This is a genomic window from Collinsella aerofaciens, assembly GCF_015560135.1.
Classification (GTDB): Bacteria; Actinomycetota; Coriobacteriia; order Coriobacteriales; family Coriobacteriaceae; genus Collinsella; species Collinsella aerofaciens_AN.
This window is the reverse complement of the sequence record NZ_JADMRH010000003.1, coordinates 142,404-157,948: the sequence shown is the minus strand read 5'-3', so window position 1 is coordinate 157,948 and position 15,545 is coordinate 142,404. Positions and strand designations below refer to the sequence as shown.

At 59.3% G+C, this 15,545-nt stretch carries 11 protein-coding genes; 4 read left to right on the top strand and 7 right to left on the bottom strand.

Going from position 1 to position 15,545, the window contains the following annotated elements; translation table 11 throughout:
- Window positions 1-138 precede the first annotated feature (138 nt).
- From I2H19_RS02625 to I2H19_RS02595, 7 genes are all read right to left on the bottom strand, one after another.
- Window positions 139-1,041: a DUF4430 domain-containing protein gene (locus tag I2H19_RS02625; protein WP_195621085.1), complete on the bottom strand. Its 903-nt coding sequence runs from the start codon at window positions 1,039-1,041 to the stop codon at window positions 139-141.
- Window positions 1,031-4,846, bottom strand: a complete 3,816-nt coding sequence (locus tag I2H19_RS02620; RefSeq protein WP_195621083.1) for a DUF4430 domain-containing protein — start codon at window positions 4,844-4,846, stop codon at window positions 1,031-1,033. Before I2H19_RS02620 ends, I2H19_RS02625 begins: the two co-directional genes overlap by 11 nt.
- A gap of 431 nt (window positions 4,847-5,277) precedes the next feature.
- The gene (locus I2H19_RS02615; RefSeq protein WP_195621082.1) at window positions 5,278-7,041 is read right to left on the bottom strand and encodes an ABC1 kinase family protein; all 1,764 of its coding nucleotides are present in this window, start codon (window positions 7,039-7,041) and stop codon (window positions 5,278-5,280) included.
- 8 nt (window positions 7,042-7,049) lie between these two features.
- The gene (locus tag I2H19_RS02610) at window positions 7,050-7,466 is read right to left on the bottom strand and encodes a hypothetical protein (RefSeq protein WP_117583986.1); all 417 of its coding nucleotides are present in this window, start codon (window positions 7,464-7,466) and stop codon (window positions 7,050-7,052) included.
- 99 nt (window positions 7,467-7,565) lie between these two features.
- Entirely contained in the window at window positions 7,566-9,089 is a 1,524-nt protein-coding gene (locus I2H19_RS02605; protein WP_195621081.1) for a C69 family dipeptidase, read from the bottom strand.
- Between the two features lie 354 nt (window positions 9,090-9,443).
- The gene (locus I2H19_RS02600) at window positions 9,444-10,298 is read right to left on the bottom strand and encodes a bifunctional 5,10-methylenetetrahydrofolate dehydrogenase/5,10-methenyltetrahydrofolate cyclohydrolase (protein ID WP_118226330.1); all 855 of its coding nucleotides are present in this window, start codon (window positions 10,296-10,298) and stop codon (window positions 9,444-9,446) included.
- Between the two features lie 2 nt (window positions 10,299-10,300).
- On the bottom strand, window positions 10,301-10,933 hold the full coding sequence (locus I2H19_RS02595) for a cyclodeaminase/cyclohydrolase family protein (RefSeq protein WP_055250908.1): 633 nt from the start codon (window positions 10,931-10,933) through the stop codon (window positions 10,301-10,303).
- 377 nt (window positions 10,934-11,310) lie between these two features.
- Between I2H19_RS02595 and I2H19_RS02590 the strand changes: the two genes are divergently transcribed.
- The 4 genes from I2H19_RS02590 (at window position 11,311) to I2H19_RS02575 (ending at window position 15,544) form a co-directional block, all read left to right on the top strand.
- On the top strand, window positions 11,311-11,913 hold the full coding sequence (locus I2H19_RS02590) for a hypothetical protein (protein WP_147324152.1): 603 nt from the start codon (window positions 11,311-11,313) through the stop codon (window positions 11,911-11,913).
- A gap of 243 nt (window positions 11,914-12,156) precedes the next feature.
- Window positions 12,157-12,750: a hypothetical protein gene (locus I2H19_RS02585; protein ID WP_195621080.1), complete on the top strand. Its 594-nt coding sequence runs from the start codon at window positions 12,157-12,159 to the stop codon at window positions 12,748-12,750.
- Between the two features lie 305 nt (window positions 12,751-13,055).
- Window positions 13,056-13,610: a hypothetical protein gene (locus tag I2H19_RS02580; RefSeq protein WP_195621079.1), complete on the top strand. Its 555-nt coding sequence runs from the start codon at window positions 13,056-13,058 to the stop codon at window positions 13,608-13,610.
- A gap of 86 nt (window positions 13,611-13,696) precedes the next feature.
- Window positions 13,697-15,544 carry a phosphatidylinositol-specific phospholipase C gene (locus I2H19_RS02575; protein ID WP_195621078.1) on the top strand — a complete coding sequence of 616 codons (1,848 nt, stop codon included), beginning with the start codon at window positions 13,697-13,699 and terminating at the stop codon, window positions 15,542-15,544.
- The last annotated feature ends 1 nt before the right edge of the window (window position 15,545 follow it).

The following is a 15,545-nucleotide window of genomic DNA, read 5'->3' as shown; positions in this document are numbered from 1 at the left end:
ATGTATAACCGGTTGGAATTCCCATTCCAACCGGTTTTTGTTTGCAGAGAGACCCGGCGACCCAGTCCCATTCGCATGAAAAACGGGCGGTCCGGATGTTGGTCCGAACCGCCCGTCTGGCGCGCTATGTCGAGGCCTCTAGCCCGTTACGTAATACCAAACGACGTTGTCGCCATTGGAGAGAACGTAGTTGCTGCAGGCCGTCATGGGCGTTGTGCCGTTGACGGAGTACATCCAGCCGCTCGTGCCGCCGTGCTGTTTCTCGGCCAAACCACCAATCGCGGAAACATACGTGCCGTACGACGAGCCATGTGCGTTGACAGAAAGGCCCAGCGCGCACAGGGCATCGTAGACGGTAGCACCTTCGTTAAAGGTAAAGGTGCCACCAGAGGACACAGGATTGCCCACAGCGCTCGATGTGACCGAAACCGTCACCGTGACGTAGCTAGGCTGCTGCGAGCTGCCCTGGCCGCCCGAGGGAGCGCTTCCGCCATTAGAGCTGGAGGCTCCATCGGACGGCTGACCGCCGCCCGATGAAGCACCGCCAGACACCTTGGAAGTATCGCCGGCTCCCGTATTTTGGGCTGCGGATTTATCGCCAGACTTCTTGCCGTCCTGGTCCTCGGACTTCTTGCTATCCGAGCTTTTATCCGATTCCTTGTTTGAAGACCCGGAATCGTCCTTGGCGTCGTTCGAACCCTTGGGCTCGTCTTTTGCATCATTCGAAGATTTGGAATCCTTGGAACTGGCCTCGCCCGAAGCGGCAGACGAGCCAGACCCCTTGGAGTCCTTGGTGACGACGCTCTCCCCCGTCACGGTCTGAATGATCCAGTCGATGGACCAGGCACCGCTTGTGGAAGGATGGACGAAACCCAGCGAGACGACGATCAGAATGGTGCATGCGGCAGTCAGAACGCCAAGGAGCGCCTTGTGACGAGAGGCGGACGCCGCCGAAGCGGCGCCCTTTTGCTTTGGATCATCGAGCTGGATAAACGAGGAGTCGGGCTGTTGCCCGCTGGTCTCCTTGGGCTTATCGGGCATTACCGTCACCCTTGCCGCGCTTGGTCAGCACGAAGACGGCGATGAGCGCGAGGCCAATCACGCCGGCGGCAACGCCGACGATGGCGAGCGGATTGGTGTCAGTCTCCTGCTCAGAAGCACTAGAGGACTTCTTAGCAGTGGTCGTGGAAGCAACACCCGTATCGGACTTGGAATCGGACTTCTTGTTGGACTTGCTGTCCTTCTTGTCTGACTTCTTGTCAGACTTCTTCTCGTCCTTCTTATCGGACTTATCGGAGTCCTTCTTGTCGGACTTGTTGTCCTTGGTCTCGGTCTTGGTCGACACCGTCGTCTTGGTCGTCGGCTTATGACCCGGGGCGACAGCGCCGCCCTTCGAGCCGGAGCCGGAACCCGTGCCAGTGCCAGCGCCAGTGCCGGAACCAGTACCGGTACCAGAACCGCCGCCGCCATTCGAACCAGCGCCGCCATTACCGCCAGGGTTAACGGCATTCTTGGTCCACTTGGCATACAGCGTCAGATCGGCCGTCACCGGCGTGCTAAAGTCATACGCCTGCACGCAAGCCTCATCGGTGAACCAACCGCCGAAAGTGTAGCCATCGCGCGTCGGATCGGCCGGCTTAACCAGCTTGCCATCGGCCGTAGCAACAAACTTAGTATCGCAAGCAGACCCGCCGTTGGAATTAAAGGCAACCGTCCAAGACTCAACGGCCCCGAGCTTGAACAGCGTGCCCGAATCATTGATGTAGTACAGGCTGCCAGATGCATCGGCAATGACCGTAGAGTCACAGTACTGGTAATGGCCAGCCGCATCATAAATCTGCGTCGCCTCTGCATCACCGAGCGTATAGCGATACACGCCACCACCAGCAGAGTAGTTGACGTAATCCTTGCTATCCGCGCTGTTAACGGTGAAGTACACATAGGTCTTGCCGCCCTGAACACTCACCAGCGGAGTAGCAGCAATACCGTTGAGGCCAGCCGGCAGCGCCTTGCCGTCGGCAGCAGCGACCATCGTGGTCTTACCCGTCTTCAGGTTATAGAGAACCAGAGCAGAGCCCGTAGCCGTCTGTCCGCCGACAATCAGATTGTCACCAAACACCGCAGGGGCGCTCAGATTATTCGTAAGGCCCAGATCAACCGTCTTCTGTGCACTCAGCACACCCTTCGCCGAAAGCGAAATCACATGGAGCTTTCCGTCGTGCGTCATCTGATAGAAGGTCGAACCATTGGACGGATCGGCAATGCAATCGGCATTTGCGACAGCGCCGAGCTCCATGGTCGAAACGACATCGCCCGTCGTCTTATCAATGCACTTAAGCGTGCCCGCGCTCGTAGGAACGATGGCATACTTATCCGTCAAAGCCGCACCAGTCCAGTAATAGCCCTCGGAAGCGTCAATGTTCTGCCAAGAAACTTCGCCCGTGGCAATCTTAATGCGCATAAAGGAGCCGTTGCCGTAGGTCGCGTTGTAATTCTCGTCATACGAAATATCGACCGAGCCTACATAGACGTACTCGCCGTCTGAAACGACGGTGCAGGAGCTCTGCGTCAAGTCCGTCAAACCAGGCGACAGCCACTTGCAGATCAGCTTGTCTGCAGTAATCGCCTGGACCGCACCGCCGTTGAGCGGAACGATGATAAGGCCATTGGTATAGATCGGGCGAGAGGTATAGCTCACCTTAGAGGCAAGCGGCGCAGAGGCAACCTTTTTGCCCGTGGACGAATCGATCTTAATGAGCTCGTTCTCGGTCGCGATGTACACAAAGCCGTTAGCGATGACAGGCTCGCTGCAGTTGGCATACTGCTGGCCAGACTCGGCCTTCCAATCGAAGGCCCACTTAAGACCGGCGGCCTGCGCAGGCGTCTTGGCATCCGTTACGGTCGAACCGTTGCCACTGTTGCCGTAGCCGGCCCACTCGGCATCCCAATTAGGAGTCGTCGCACTCGGGTCCACGACAATCTTGTCGGGATCGGGCATGGGCGATTTTTCGGTGGTGTAGGCAAATGTAACCTTGTCGCCGCTCTTGAGCGTGACCTGGTTGGCACAGAGGGATGAGGACTCTCCGTTGATATACAGATGCCAGTATTTACCGGTCGCACCATCATAGCCGTAAGACTTGTCTTCGAACGGCGAAGTAATGGACCAGTATGCACCACTCTGGGAGGCCTTGTAATCAATGCCCTTCGCCTTCAGAACCGTCTCAATAAGGTCCTGAGCCGTAGAGCCTTCGGGCAGGGAAACATTGCTTGCCGAGCCCCAGCGAGTATTGTTGCCGTTGACATCGGGGCCGATGATATCGGCGGATCCAAGCACCTGACCAGGGAGGGCATCGCTGTCGCCAGCATACATAAAGGTGACGGCGTCACCCTCATGGAGCTCGTAGGCACCAGCGCCAACGTCGGCGAACTTGTACTTTGCGTCGGACTTGCCCTTTACGTAGAAGCGCCAATAGCTATTGGTCGCAGCATCAGAGCCACAATAGGTCTTACCGTCAAGCGGCGAGGTAATGCCCCTAAGGTACCAACCCCAAGACTCTTCTGTAGCTTTGAGTTTAAGACCAGTCTGCTCCAACAGGTCCTTAGCAGTAGAGCCCGCCTTGAGACTCGTCTGGCCCGTCGAAGCCCAAACCTGCTGCTTGCCGTCCTTGTCCTTGCCAAGCACCTGAACGGAAGCATGGACAGAATCGGACGGCAACTGGTCTCCCCAGCCACCGTAGAACCACGTGACGGTATCGCCAGCATGGATGGTGACATTGTCCGCCGTATAGTCACTCGACTTGCCGTTGATAAACAGCTGCCAATAGGTCGAATAATCTTGGGGCGTACCCAGCTCAACACCGTTGTACTTAAGGCTCAGAATGAAGGAGCCCGCAGCAACGGCGTCAATATCATTCGCCTCAAGCGCGACCTTCGTAAGATCAAGCGCGCTCGAACCGGACGTCACCACATACTGCGCGTTGTCGACCCAGGTCTGAGTCTTGCCCTGGGCATCGCGACCAATGACGGTCACATTCGCAGCAAGCTGGTCCTTAACGACAGGGGACGCGCTACCAGCCGTATAGGCAAACTCAATCTTCTGCCCCTGGGTGAGTTTGACGCTGCTCGCGCCAACCGAGGAAGACGCGCCGTCGACGAACAGCTGCCAGAAGGCATAAGTCGTCGGATCGTAGGCAAGCGTGCGACCATCGCTCGGAGATGTGATGCTTTTGAGGTAGAAGCCGTATGCCGTGTTCGGTTCGTAATCCGCTTTAAAGCCCGTCTTCTGCTGCAGCTTAACGAAGGCATCCGCAGCCGTCGCGCCCTCGTCGAGCTTGAGCTGCGTAGGTGCCACCCAGGTCTGAGCCTTGCCGTCAGCATCGGTGCCGATAATCGAGAACGAGACCTCGACCTGCTTCTTGGCGACATCGCCGGTTTCTGTCGGGTTCTCTGTCTGAACGGCAGCCGCGGCGGCAGATCCCGCTTGGCCAGCGGATGCCGTCGAAGACTGCTCGCTCGTGGCAGGGCTCTCCCCCGTCGCCGAGCCTTCGCCGCCAGTTGCTGCCTCTGTTATGGCTGCACTAGCTGCAGGCGCGCCCTCGGAATCCGAAACCTCGGCGCCGCTCTGCTCAGCGGTACCGCCCGCAAGCGCTGCGTCCTCGCCCGGCGTCGCAGCCTGAGCCACAGCCTCGGCAATACCCTCGGCGCCCTCGGCCCACAGCTGAGCCGGCGTGGTGCCAAAGGCCATCGCGAAGGCCAGGAATGCCACCAGGCCGCGCTTGGCTACACCGCGTGCAATCGCGCCACGGCGATGCGAGACGCGCTGGCGCTCGTCCTCAAACATATCCATTTGTCTCCTACTGTCTGTACTTGGAGCGTTGCCTTGAGACTGCCCCACGTCATCGCGCATGTTGCGCTCGAGTTCCCCCATCGGGGTCCCCCTTCCCTCCAGAGCCCTATGCACACCGGCGGCAAAAGCCGCAGCCGCATGCAAGACGGGAGGCGATCCGACTTAACCTTAACGACTCGGGCACGTCGTCCGATCTGCGACGCGAGCATCCCGAGCCAAGAGGAATTACGGTTACTGGTACAGCTGGGGACTTGCACCCCGATTCTCCCAAATGCGCAGGATAACCGCGCATTCGTGCGTCTCCGCACCACCATCTAGGCCATCGATTATTACCGTCAAAATGGTATCACGCAAAAGGGCCTCGCACGCAGGCGAAGCCCAAGGTAAAAGCTATTGTTTGCGATAGGAAAATGCGGTGACGGCCGCAGCCTCTAGTGCTTGCCGCCGTGACTGTTGAGCCAGATATTGCGGCCCAGCATAAGCGCCAGCACCAGCGCGCTCACGTAGCCCATAAAGCCAATGACCGGGATACCAAACACAACCGGCTCGATGCGCGCGTAGTACACCACCGACGAACCGATAAACAGACCGGCGATCACAATTGCCATCGACATGCGGTCGATAATCCCACCTAGCTGTCGCAGCGCCTTATCGCTGCTCATGATCTGCGTGTTTACCTTAAGCTGGCCGCGCGTAAGCATACGCGAAGCCAAGCCCAGATACTCGGCCGCCTCGAGCGAGCCTTTTGCCGCGCGATAGCTGCTCGCGGCAAGATCGCGGCTCATCTCGCGCATGCGGGCGTAGGTGCTCTTCTCGTTTTTGATGTGCGTCTGGATGATCTGGATCATGTTGACGTTGGGCATGTACTCGGTCAACAGGCCCTCGAGCGTCACCATGCCGCGGGCGAACATCGTCACCACGCTCGGCAGCTCAACGTCATTTTTGCGCGCGAGGTTTAACAGCGAAGTCAAAAACTCGCCGATATCCAGGTCTTTAAGGTCGAGCCCGGCAAAGTCGGCAACAATAAAGTCCAAGTCGGACAAAAAGGCCGAATGGTCAAGCTCGGCCGAATCGCCGCGCGCCACGGCAAAGCGCATGAGCGAATCCTTGAGCTTGGGCACGTCACCCTCGGCCACGGCGAAAATCATGTCTTTGACGATACCGCGGTCATGGCTCGACATACGTCCGACCATACCCAAGTCGATAAAGTAGACAATACCGTCCTTGAGGATGATGTTTCCCGCATGCGGGTCGGCATGGAAAAAGCCGTCGTCGAGCACCTGCGTCGAGTAGTCCTCGACAATCGCGGCACCGATCTTTTCCAAGTCATAGCCCTCGGCCACTAAGCGTTCAGGATCGGCGATCGAAATGCCGTCGACGTAGTCCATAACCACCACGTGTTCGGTGCACAGGTCCAGATAGGATTTAGGGCACGTCACGCCATGAACGCTCTTATGGAACTCGTAAAAGTCATTGAGGTTTTTGGCCTCGGCCAAAAAGTTGGTCTCCTCGCGAAACGAGGTCCACAGCTCCTCGACCACGCCGTGCAGGTCAACGAATTGATCGGTGTTGACGAACTTGGAAACGATACGCACCACCGAGCGGATGATATCGATGTCCTGCGCCATAACCTGCTGCGCACCGGGGCGCTGCACCTTGACGGCCACGTCCTCGCCCGTCACCAGACGAGCGCGGTGCACCTGCGCGAGCGATGCGCTACCAAGCGGATTGGGGTCGATCGCATCGAACATCTCCCCCAGTCGCAAGCCGTATTCTTCCTCCAGACAGCGAAGCACTACCTCGTACGGCACCGGCTCCACGTCGGAGCGCAGACGACGCAGCTCGTCGCAAAAGCGTTGCGGCAGAATCTCGGACCGGTTGGCCAGAATCTGTCCCATCTTGACGAACATGGGGCCGAGTTCCTCGAGCAGGCGGCGCAAACGAACCGGCGTGAGGTTATCCCACACGCGGTACTTTTTGACCAGGCAAACGATCTGCCCAATGCGTTCGCGACGGCCCGCCGGCGTGAGCTGGTATTCCTCGTCCGGCGCCATCGCGTCGGGCTCCTCGGGCACCATATCGACAGCGCGCGGCTTCTTGCGAGCGCCCGAGACGGCGGCATCGACCTCATCGACAACCGCCGCCTCGTCACCCAAGGGATCTAGATTGTTGTAATCGGTGGTGGAATCTGCCATCTGCGCTGCTACTCGGCCTCTTCGGTATCCTTCGCATCGTCGGGCTCAACGGACTCGACGGGCACCGAGGTCACGTTGTCCTCGACCGAATCGACGATGTCGCGCACATGGGCCAGGAAAGCCGTGCGCTCGGGGGCGGTCATAACGCGGACGCGGGCAAGGATGAGCTCGTCGAGCACGCGCTGGGCCGCGGTCTCGCCCTGCATGCCCAAGCGCTCGGTCAGATCGGAGATGGTACCGCCGGCCTGCTCGAACATGTCGGACACACTGCGGGCGATATCGGGGGTGGCGGTGTCCTTGCGGACCTGCTCGCCCTTGGTGTTAAGGTCGTCGAGGACCTTCTTGCCGCCTTCGACAGCAACGGCGGCAGCGCCAAAGCCCACGTTAATGGCGCCGTTAACAAGCTGATCGAGTTTCATAACCATGGTTGTCTCCAATCACAAACAACTGCATTGGCGTTCTTGTACCCAAGATTGAGCGAAAGCGACAAAGCGTTTTAGCGCTATTCGATCGACGGGAAATCCCTACCTCACGTTGTCATTCATCGCGAAAGAGTTCTTCATGGCGCAGCTCGTGGTGTAAAGCACCTTGCCCAGCAGGGCATCGGTCTCCACGCGAACACGCTCGGCAAAGGCCTCGTTGGCGCGTGCAAGCTCGGCAGGCACCTCGACCTCGGGCAGAGCGGCTACGGCAGCGTCGACGTCATGGATCTGCTTGTGGCCCATGCCACCGACCTTCTCCTGGTAGTCCTCCACGGCGCGGCCGCACTCATGAAAACGGACGTCGGCCAGCGCGCCGATCAGGCGGTTGGCCCAGTAGAAGTTTTCGGACGTCACGCGAGACTGCGTGTCGGCATAGTACTCGGGCATGGTCTCGACATTGGCGTACAGCGGCACGAGCGCGTTAAACGAGTTGGAGCCAAACGCCATCCATTGCACGGCGCGGTAGGCCGGCTGCGCATAGGGGCGCAGCTGCAACACGGAAAGCTGGCTGTTGCGGTTGATGCCGATGGGGCGATAGGCGCCGCGCGTGGCGGGCGTACCCTTGCTGCCGTAGCAGTCGTACTCCGTGCCCTGGTAGTGGCTCGAGAGTACGTACTTGATGTCCTCGATGGTCACCTTGCGCTCGGGCACGCGGCTCCAGGGAATATCGTCGCTCTCGGGCGTGTAGTCGGCCTCGGGACCGTCCCACACATCGCTGGGGTTAAGGCAGCGCTGCATATACCAGGCGCGCGGCGTGTTGTAGACGTGGTCGCTGTCGCTGTGCGAGCCAAAGGCCTCGCGCGGGTTGAAGACCGCGGCCGGACCGTCGCCCTCGACGCCCAGCGTCAGGTCCAGATGCCACTCGGCCATCCAAGCGCGCAGGTCGGCGGAGCACATGTGATCGGCCTGGGCGCCCTCGGCGTCATCCAGGTCAAAGCTGTCGATACCCAGCTGGTTGGGCATGGTCACATAGGCGTCGTCAGGCACGCGCTTGGCGATCCAGTGGTGACCGCCGATGGTCTCGAGCCACCAGATCTCGTCCACGTCGCTAAAGGCGATGCCGTTGTTCTCGTAGGTGCCATAACGCTCGAGCAGGTCACCCAGAATGCGCACGCCGTCGCGGGCGGATTTGGCATATGGCAGCACCAGGGTCACCATGTCCTCCTCGCCCAGACCGCCGGGCTGCGCCGGAACATAGCCGTCCTCGTCCTCGTTGCCCTTGGCGGGCACGTAGTCGACGAGCGGATCGGCGCCGCGAACGCGCTCGTTGGTGGTGAGCGTCTCGGTTGCGGACATGCCCACATTGAGCTCGTTGAAACCGGCCTCGGCCCAGATGCCGTGGCCCGGGACAACATCGGGGACGCTCGTGTAGCGCATGGGGTTATCGGGCAGTTCAACGGTCAGGTGACTCAGGACGCTCGTGTAGACGCGCGGCTGCTCGTCGGGATGCACCACGCGCATACGCTTGGGCTCAAACACCCCGTTGGACGAGTCCTCGTTGCGGGCAACCAACGTCGACCCGTCGTAGCTCGCGTTCTTACCAACCAAAATCGTTGTGCACGGCATGCGCATCCTCCTTGAGCGAAGAAATCAAACGACAACAGTGTATCGCTTCGGCGCAGAAAGGGCGAAACCGCGGCGCTGGCAACCCCTGTGGTCAAAAAATGCCAAATGTGAGTACTGTCACCAATTTAGTAACATCAATTTTGCTACGTATGGGTGTCAAAAGTCTACATTTGTTCAAAAATTAGATGATGTAATTCCTCATAGGTCCAATAAAATAGGCTCTTTATCGATAATAAATATCGTTAGAGAGCCTATTTGACCTAAAGAATATGTGACTATCTTGGCAACAGTACTCATATTTGGCATTTTTTGTCCACGGGGTATAGAGCTAACCCCTCAAACAGCCCAAAACGCCTATTTCGATGCGCGCTCGGCCGCCTCGATCACGTGTTTGGCGAGGATCGCCGTCGTCACAGCGCCCACGCCGCCCGGCACGGGCGTGATGGCGTTAACGACCGGCTCCGCAGCATCAGAATCGACGTCACCCACCAGCTTGCCAGCGGCCTCGTCCCAATTAATGCCAACATCAATGATCGTCTGGCCCTCTCGAACCGCATCCACGCCAATCGTACGCGCGCGTCCAACGGCGGCAACCACAATGTCGGCAGCACGGCACTCGGCAGCAAGGTCGTGCGTATGCGTATGGCACGTCGTCACTGTGGCATTGCGAGCCGTAAGCATGGCGGCAACGGGACGGCCAATCACCAGCGACCGACCAACGACCGCGACCTTGGCCCCATCCAGCTCAACGCCGTAATGATCCAGCAAAGCAAGCACGGCTTCGGCTGTGCAGGGGGCAAAACCCTCGCCGCGCCCCGAAAGCGTGGTGAGCAGCGAAGCCGGCGTCATGGAGTCAACGTCCTTGGCAGGATCGAGTGCCGCGGCAACCGCGTCCTCGTCAAGGCCGGCGGGCAGCGGGCGGAACATCAGGCAGCCATGAACAGACGAATCGGTATTGATGTCCTCGATGGCCGCCAACAGCTCGTCCTGCGAAACATCGGCGGGAAGCAAAACGCGGCGAGCCTCAATGCCAACCTTTTCGCAGCGCTTGAGCGCACCGCGCTCGTAGGATAGGTCGTCCTCACGTTCACCCACGCGCACGATAGCCAGCGTCGGCACAACGCCGCGCTCGCGCAAAGCCACGCAGCGAGCAGCAAGTTCCTCAGTCAAAACGCGAGCAACGGGGGCACCCTTCAGCAGTTCAGCCATGGCTATCCCCTCTTCCTTGCGGCGTCGGCGGCGCGGCGCGCCAGCGCATCGGCGCGCGGCAACCACATGTCGAGCAACTCATCACACGCCGTCTCGAGCTCCTCAGCACGAGCGCGATCCTTCATAGACGTGGTGTTCGCAAAGAGCGTCAAGCTCGCGCCCTGCATAGCGGAACGGCAGAACACGGCGCCGCACGCCACATCGGACAGCAGCTGACGCGAACCCTTGTCGGCCATGTCCTCGAGCAGCGCCAGTGCACGCCCGCAGGCATCCATAATGCGATACGGCGGCATAGCGGCCACATGCAGCGCATCCTGAATCGCGGTCGCTCGAGCCGGATCGCCACGCGGAATACCGTACGCCGCGGACACCTGCCCATATGCACGAACGTCCTCGGCAACCAACTCGACAAGCTCCTGGGCCAGCTCATCAGCCTGGGCAAACGCGCGCGTCAGGTCATCCGCGCGATCGGCAAGCGCGGGGTTGGTCGCGCCGTAGCGCGCGACCATCCCGCACAGCGAGGCGCCCAGCGCGCCCACAAAGGCGCTCGCGCTGCCACCGCCGGGAACCGGCTCGCGTGCGGCAAGTGCCTCGGCAAACTCTCGACAGGTTTTATCCATCATCTCTTGGCTCATACGCACGCACCTTCAAGTCATATACATCGGTCAGGCGGCAACCGCCGACCAACCGCATCGAACACGTAATGGTGCTAAGTCTAGCCCATAAGCACATGGGCGTCAGCGCACCTGGCCATCGCGGATTTCTATGACGAACGATAGGCCATGCCAACGCAAACATGGGACACATGGCCCACGTTTCGAGACTCCCGGGCAGCGGCAACTGGGGCATACATATAGGTAAGGAGCCCCATGTTGGGGCAACGCTCATCACGGCACCGGACGACGAATGGAGGAATCACCGCACAGCAAACAAAGTCATCATGTGCACGCGCAACCGCCGCCCCAGCGATCCGCGGCACACGATGTCCCTGGCAGACAAGGAGGACGCCACCATGAAGAAAAAGACCCTATCAATCCTTTCCCTTTGCATCGCCCTCTTTGCCGCATTTGCCCTTGTCGGCTGCGGCGGGAACGCATCGGGCGGGGGCAGCAGCGCATCCAAGAGCGAGGGCAAGGAAAAGGCCCCCGTCGCCAAGAAGACCGACTTTATCTGGTTTAAGGTCGAGATGCCCGAGGGCGTCGGCGTAAGCGACTCCGCCGGCAAGAATGCCGACAGGGTCCAGCTCACCTTCCCCGAAGACGAGAACGCCTCGGCCGATCGCTTTATCCCCGTTTGGAAAAAAGCGATGACAGCCGAGGAATCCCACGCCGACCAGGCAGAAAAGAAGGGGGATACGTTCCAGTGGAAGGATGGCGGGTCCGTCGAGTATAACGGCAGGACGTGGCTCGTCGGAACATACGAGGACAACAGCGGCATCTCAACCATGCTTTTTACCGACGTTGAGCCGGGAAGCGTCTACGTCCTCATCTCGAACTTCGACCAGCACAAGAAAGAAGCCGAGACGCTCCTCAACTCCATCGAGTTCCCCGATGACATGGCAGAGGCAGTTTCCGAGGCGCGCGAAGTCGAGATTTCGAGCATCGAGCTCAAGTAACGGGACACCCGCACGCGCCTACGCGCACCTGCGCACATGCGCCCCATTAAAGCAACGGGCACCCAACCCCGGGGAGGGCCGACAGGCATCGGCCCTCCCCTCTTTTGCGACCGCACATATTGCCACTTGTCGGCGCAATTCCAGCCCCCAGAATGGGACACATGGCCCACCCTAGCGAGTCGTCCACGCGTACAGTAAAGGCAGGTAATCCGTGGGCGGTTACAGATCGAGGAGGACACGACCATGAAAAAGAAGGCCTTTGCGATTCTCACCCTCTGCATCAGTCTCTTTGCCGCAGTTGCCCTGGTGGGCTGCGGTGGCAGCGGCGACGCTACCGGAAGTGGCGGTGGCGGCGGCGCAGAAAAGCCAGCCGTGGATATGAGGACCGACTTCATTTGGTTTAAGGTCGAGGTCCCCGAGGGCGTCGAGATCACCGACGTCGCAGGCGACACTGCCGACAGGGCCCAGTTTAAGTTCACCGAGAGCGAGCACGCCAGCGATCGCTTCATCCCCGTCTTCGATCCTGACAAGAACGCCGACGAGCTGTTCGACTACGAGGCAAAGTGGAATGCCAGCTTTGAGTGGACCGAGAATGACCCCGTCAAGTACAACGGCAAGACTTGGCGCAACGCTTCCTATACACACTCGGGCGGCGTAACGACCGAATACTTCACCGACGTTGACGGCGGCAGTGTGTATGTGCGTATCGACAACGTCGAGGAGCACAAGGACGCCGTCGAGACCATGATGAAGTCTCTGGAATTTGCCGACGACATCGCCGAGGCCAAGACCGAGGCCATGGACGTCAAGCTCGACGATATCGAGATCAAGCGCTAAGCGACTGGCGAGCGCAACGGGAAACACGGTCGCAGTGCAAACAAGCGACGGTACCCCAGCGCTTCGTACCCAGGGAGGGCCGGTAAACCGACCCTCCCTTTCTTATGCCTGTAGCCGACGAACGCGAGGATGCCGGACGCCGGAACCGCCCCAAATGTGGCAACAGTACGAAAACGACAAACACCCCAACACGTCCGCCCACCGATTTATTGCGCCGCGCAGACAATTAAACCAGCATCTTTAAACATCTGGGCAGTATAGTGACCAAAACTATCGCATAACCGCACTCTGCGAATGGAGAAGTTATGACCGAACACCATGCCATCAGCCGCCGAGCGTTTACGCTGGGCCTAGGGCTTGCGGCGTTGTCACCACTTGCAAGCCTGCCCGAAACCGCAGCGCCGGGCATTCCCCTGCGAGCGGCATTTGCAGACAACACACCCGCACCGTCGGACAGCCTCCACAATTTCGTCATTCGCCTTCGCCCCGCGGGCTATTTTCGCACCGCGAGCGTCAACCAAGACGGCAACGTTCGCGGCAACGTCTGTCACCTGTTTAACGACGGCACGTCCAGCAAGCTCATCCTTGAGAACGTAACGACCAAGAATGACGATACAAACTGGTACGCCATCCGCACCTTGCTCAATTTCGAAGAGCATAAAAGACGGGCTACAGCATTTGGTCGGTCGACGACGACTCGGACAAAGATGGAAAGGTCATCCACGTATGGGGCGGCGAGTATGACAACAAGCCCAGCCGCGCTTTTGCGTTCGAGCGTCAATCAAACGGAACCTACATCATCCGAGACCGCACGGTCGAGAAAGAAACCGAGAAAAAAGACATTAAGTACCTGGCAATAGAATCGAACGGCAAAGACCAGGACAACAATAAGATCTGCCATAAGAGTAAGAGCATTCCGTGGGAGCTCGAACTTATCGGTTACGACATGAAAAAGAACGATGCCACGGTTAGCAGCCTCGACTGGATCACGTACAGCAGCTACGTCGACGGACCATGTTGGATGAAATACGTCGACGACAACAAGTTCCTCGACGAGCTGAGCATCCCGGGTACGCACGATTCGGGCACCTGCAGCGTGGACAACGACACTGAGCCCCAATCCTCGCAAGTAAAATGCCAGCAGGATTACATTCCCACGCAGTTGCTCGAAGGCATTCGCTATTTCGATATCCGGCTCGGAAAGGGCGATGACCCCGGCATCGACCACGGGATTTTCTACCTACTCAAAAAAGACGGGAACTATCTGCATCTCTCCGATGTCATCGGGTACTTCAAAACGCTTTTGAACGAAAACCCGTCAGAAGCGCTCATCATGCTTGTATCACGAGGCAACGACGAGGCTACCGGCGAAAGTGTTACGACGGCTTTCGCCAAGGTTTTGGACGACAACCCCAAACTGTTCTATACGTCGAGCCGCGTTCCCACACTGGGCGAGGTGCGCGGAAAGATCGTCCTGCTACGTCGATTTGGACTCGACGGCGACAGCGTAAGCGGCCACACGTGGGGACTCGACCTCACCGAATGGGATAACAAAATCGCAGCGCACACCGACAGCAGTTCCATGTGCCTCGTCCAAGACGCGCAGGGCTTTGAAGCCGCGGGGGAAACAGGCGACAAAGAGCCCTATTGCACCAAGGTATACGCCCAGGACAAGTACAAACTCACGGGAACCGACAAGCTCAGCTGGGTCGATAATGCGCTGAAGGAAACGACCGGGCGCACGCGCAACGAGGTAGATGTCGAGGACGATAACGGGGCCAAGGAGAAAGTCCTGGAGCGTTGCTGGTCTATCAACTACACCAGCTGCACGGGCTTGTCGCACGGAGGCAATCCTTTTACCTCGGCACGAGTAGTCAACGAGCATCTGTATAAGAGCCCGTACATCAATCCCAGCGGCATCGAGGATACAAAGTCAGATTACCTCAAGCACATTGGCATCATCGCATCCGACTTTGTTGATGCGGCGCTGGCCCGGAGCATCTACCAGCGCAATTACGATACGGAGCACAAGCAGACGGCTTCGTACTATCTCCCGTACTATCTCCCGACCCGCATGCGCATGACGTACGGCGACTCGCTGAGCGATGCCTCATTCCAGGATGGCAAGACCGTTGGCGAGGGCCGTTTCCGCCTCGTTAACAGCAGCAACGTACTCAACGTGGCCGCTTCTGGCAGCGCGTTTGCCATCGAATACGTGGATGTCGACGCCCTGGGCAACGAGACCGCTACAGGACTGCAGGGCTTCGTGCCCATCGATATCGATCCGCTCGCGCTGACGCCCCATTTTGAGGGACTCGAAGGCCTTAAGGCCGGCGAAGACGTGCGCGCCAAGATTGCGGCATCACTCGAGGGCAAGCTCGAAACCGACGCCTGCACCGCCCAGCTCGAGTTTGTGCACGACGCGGACGGCGCTCCGGGCACGGCAATGGCCGAGGGCGAGGCATTTGCCGCGGGGACGTATTGGGTGCGTGCGAAAGGTCTGTTGGGCGACGCGGCGCAGAACTACACGCTCGCCAGCGACGGAGCCGCAAACTTTACCGTAGCGGCCTCGGACAGTGCAGGCGGCACCGGCAGCGGCACGGGTTCCAGCGCAGGCAGCGCTGATAAGAATGGTAAGGGCAACAAGGGCAAGGGCTCGGGCGGAAAACTCGCCGACACGGGCGACGGCTCCGGCATTGCCGCCGGGCTCGCCGCTGCCGCCATGGCGACAACGGTCGCCGGCGCGGCGATGCTTGCCAATGACCGCGAAAACGTTGGGGACGACAGCGAATAGG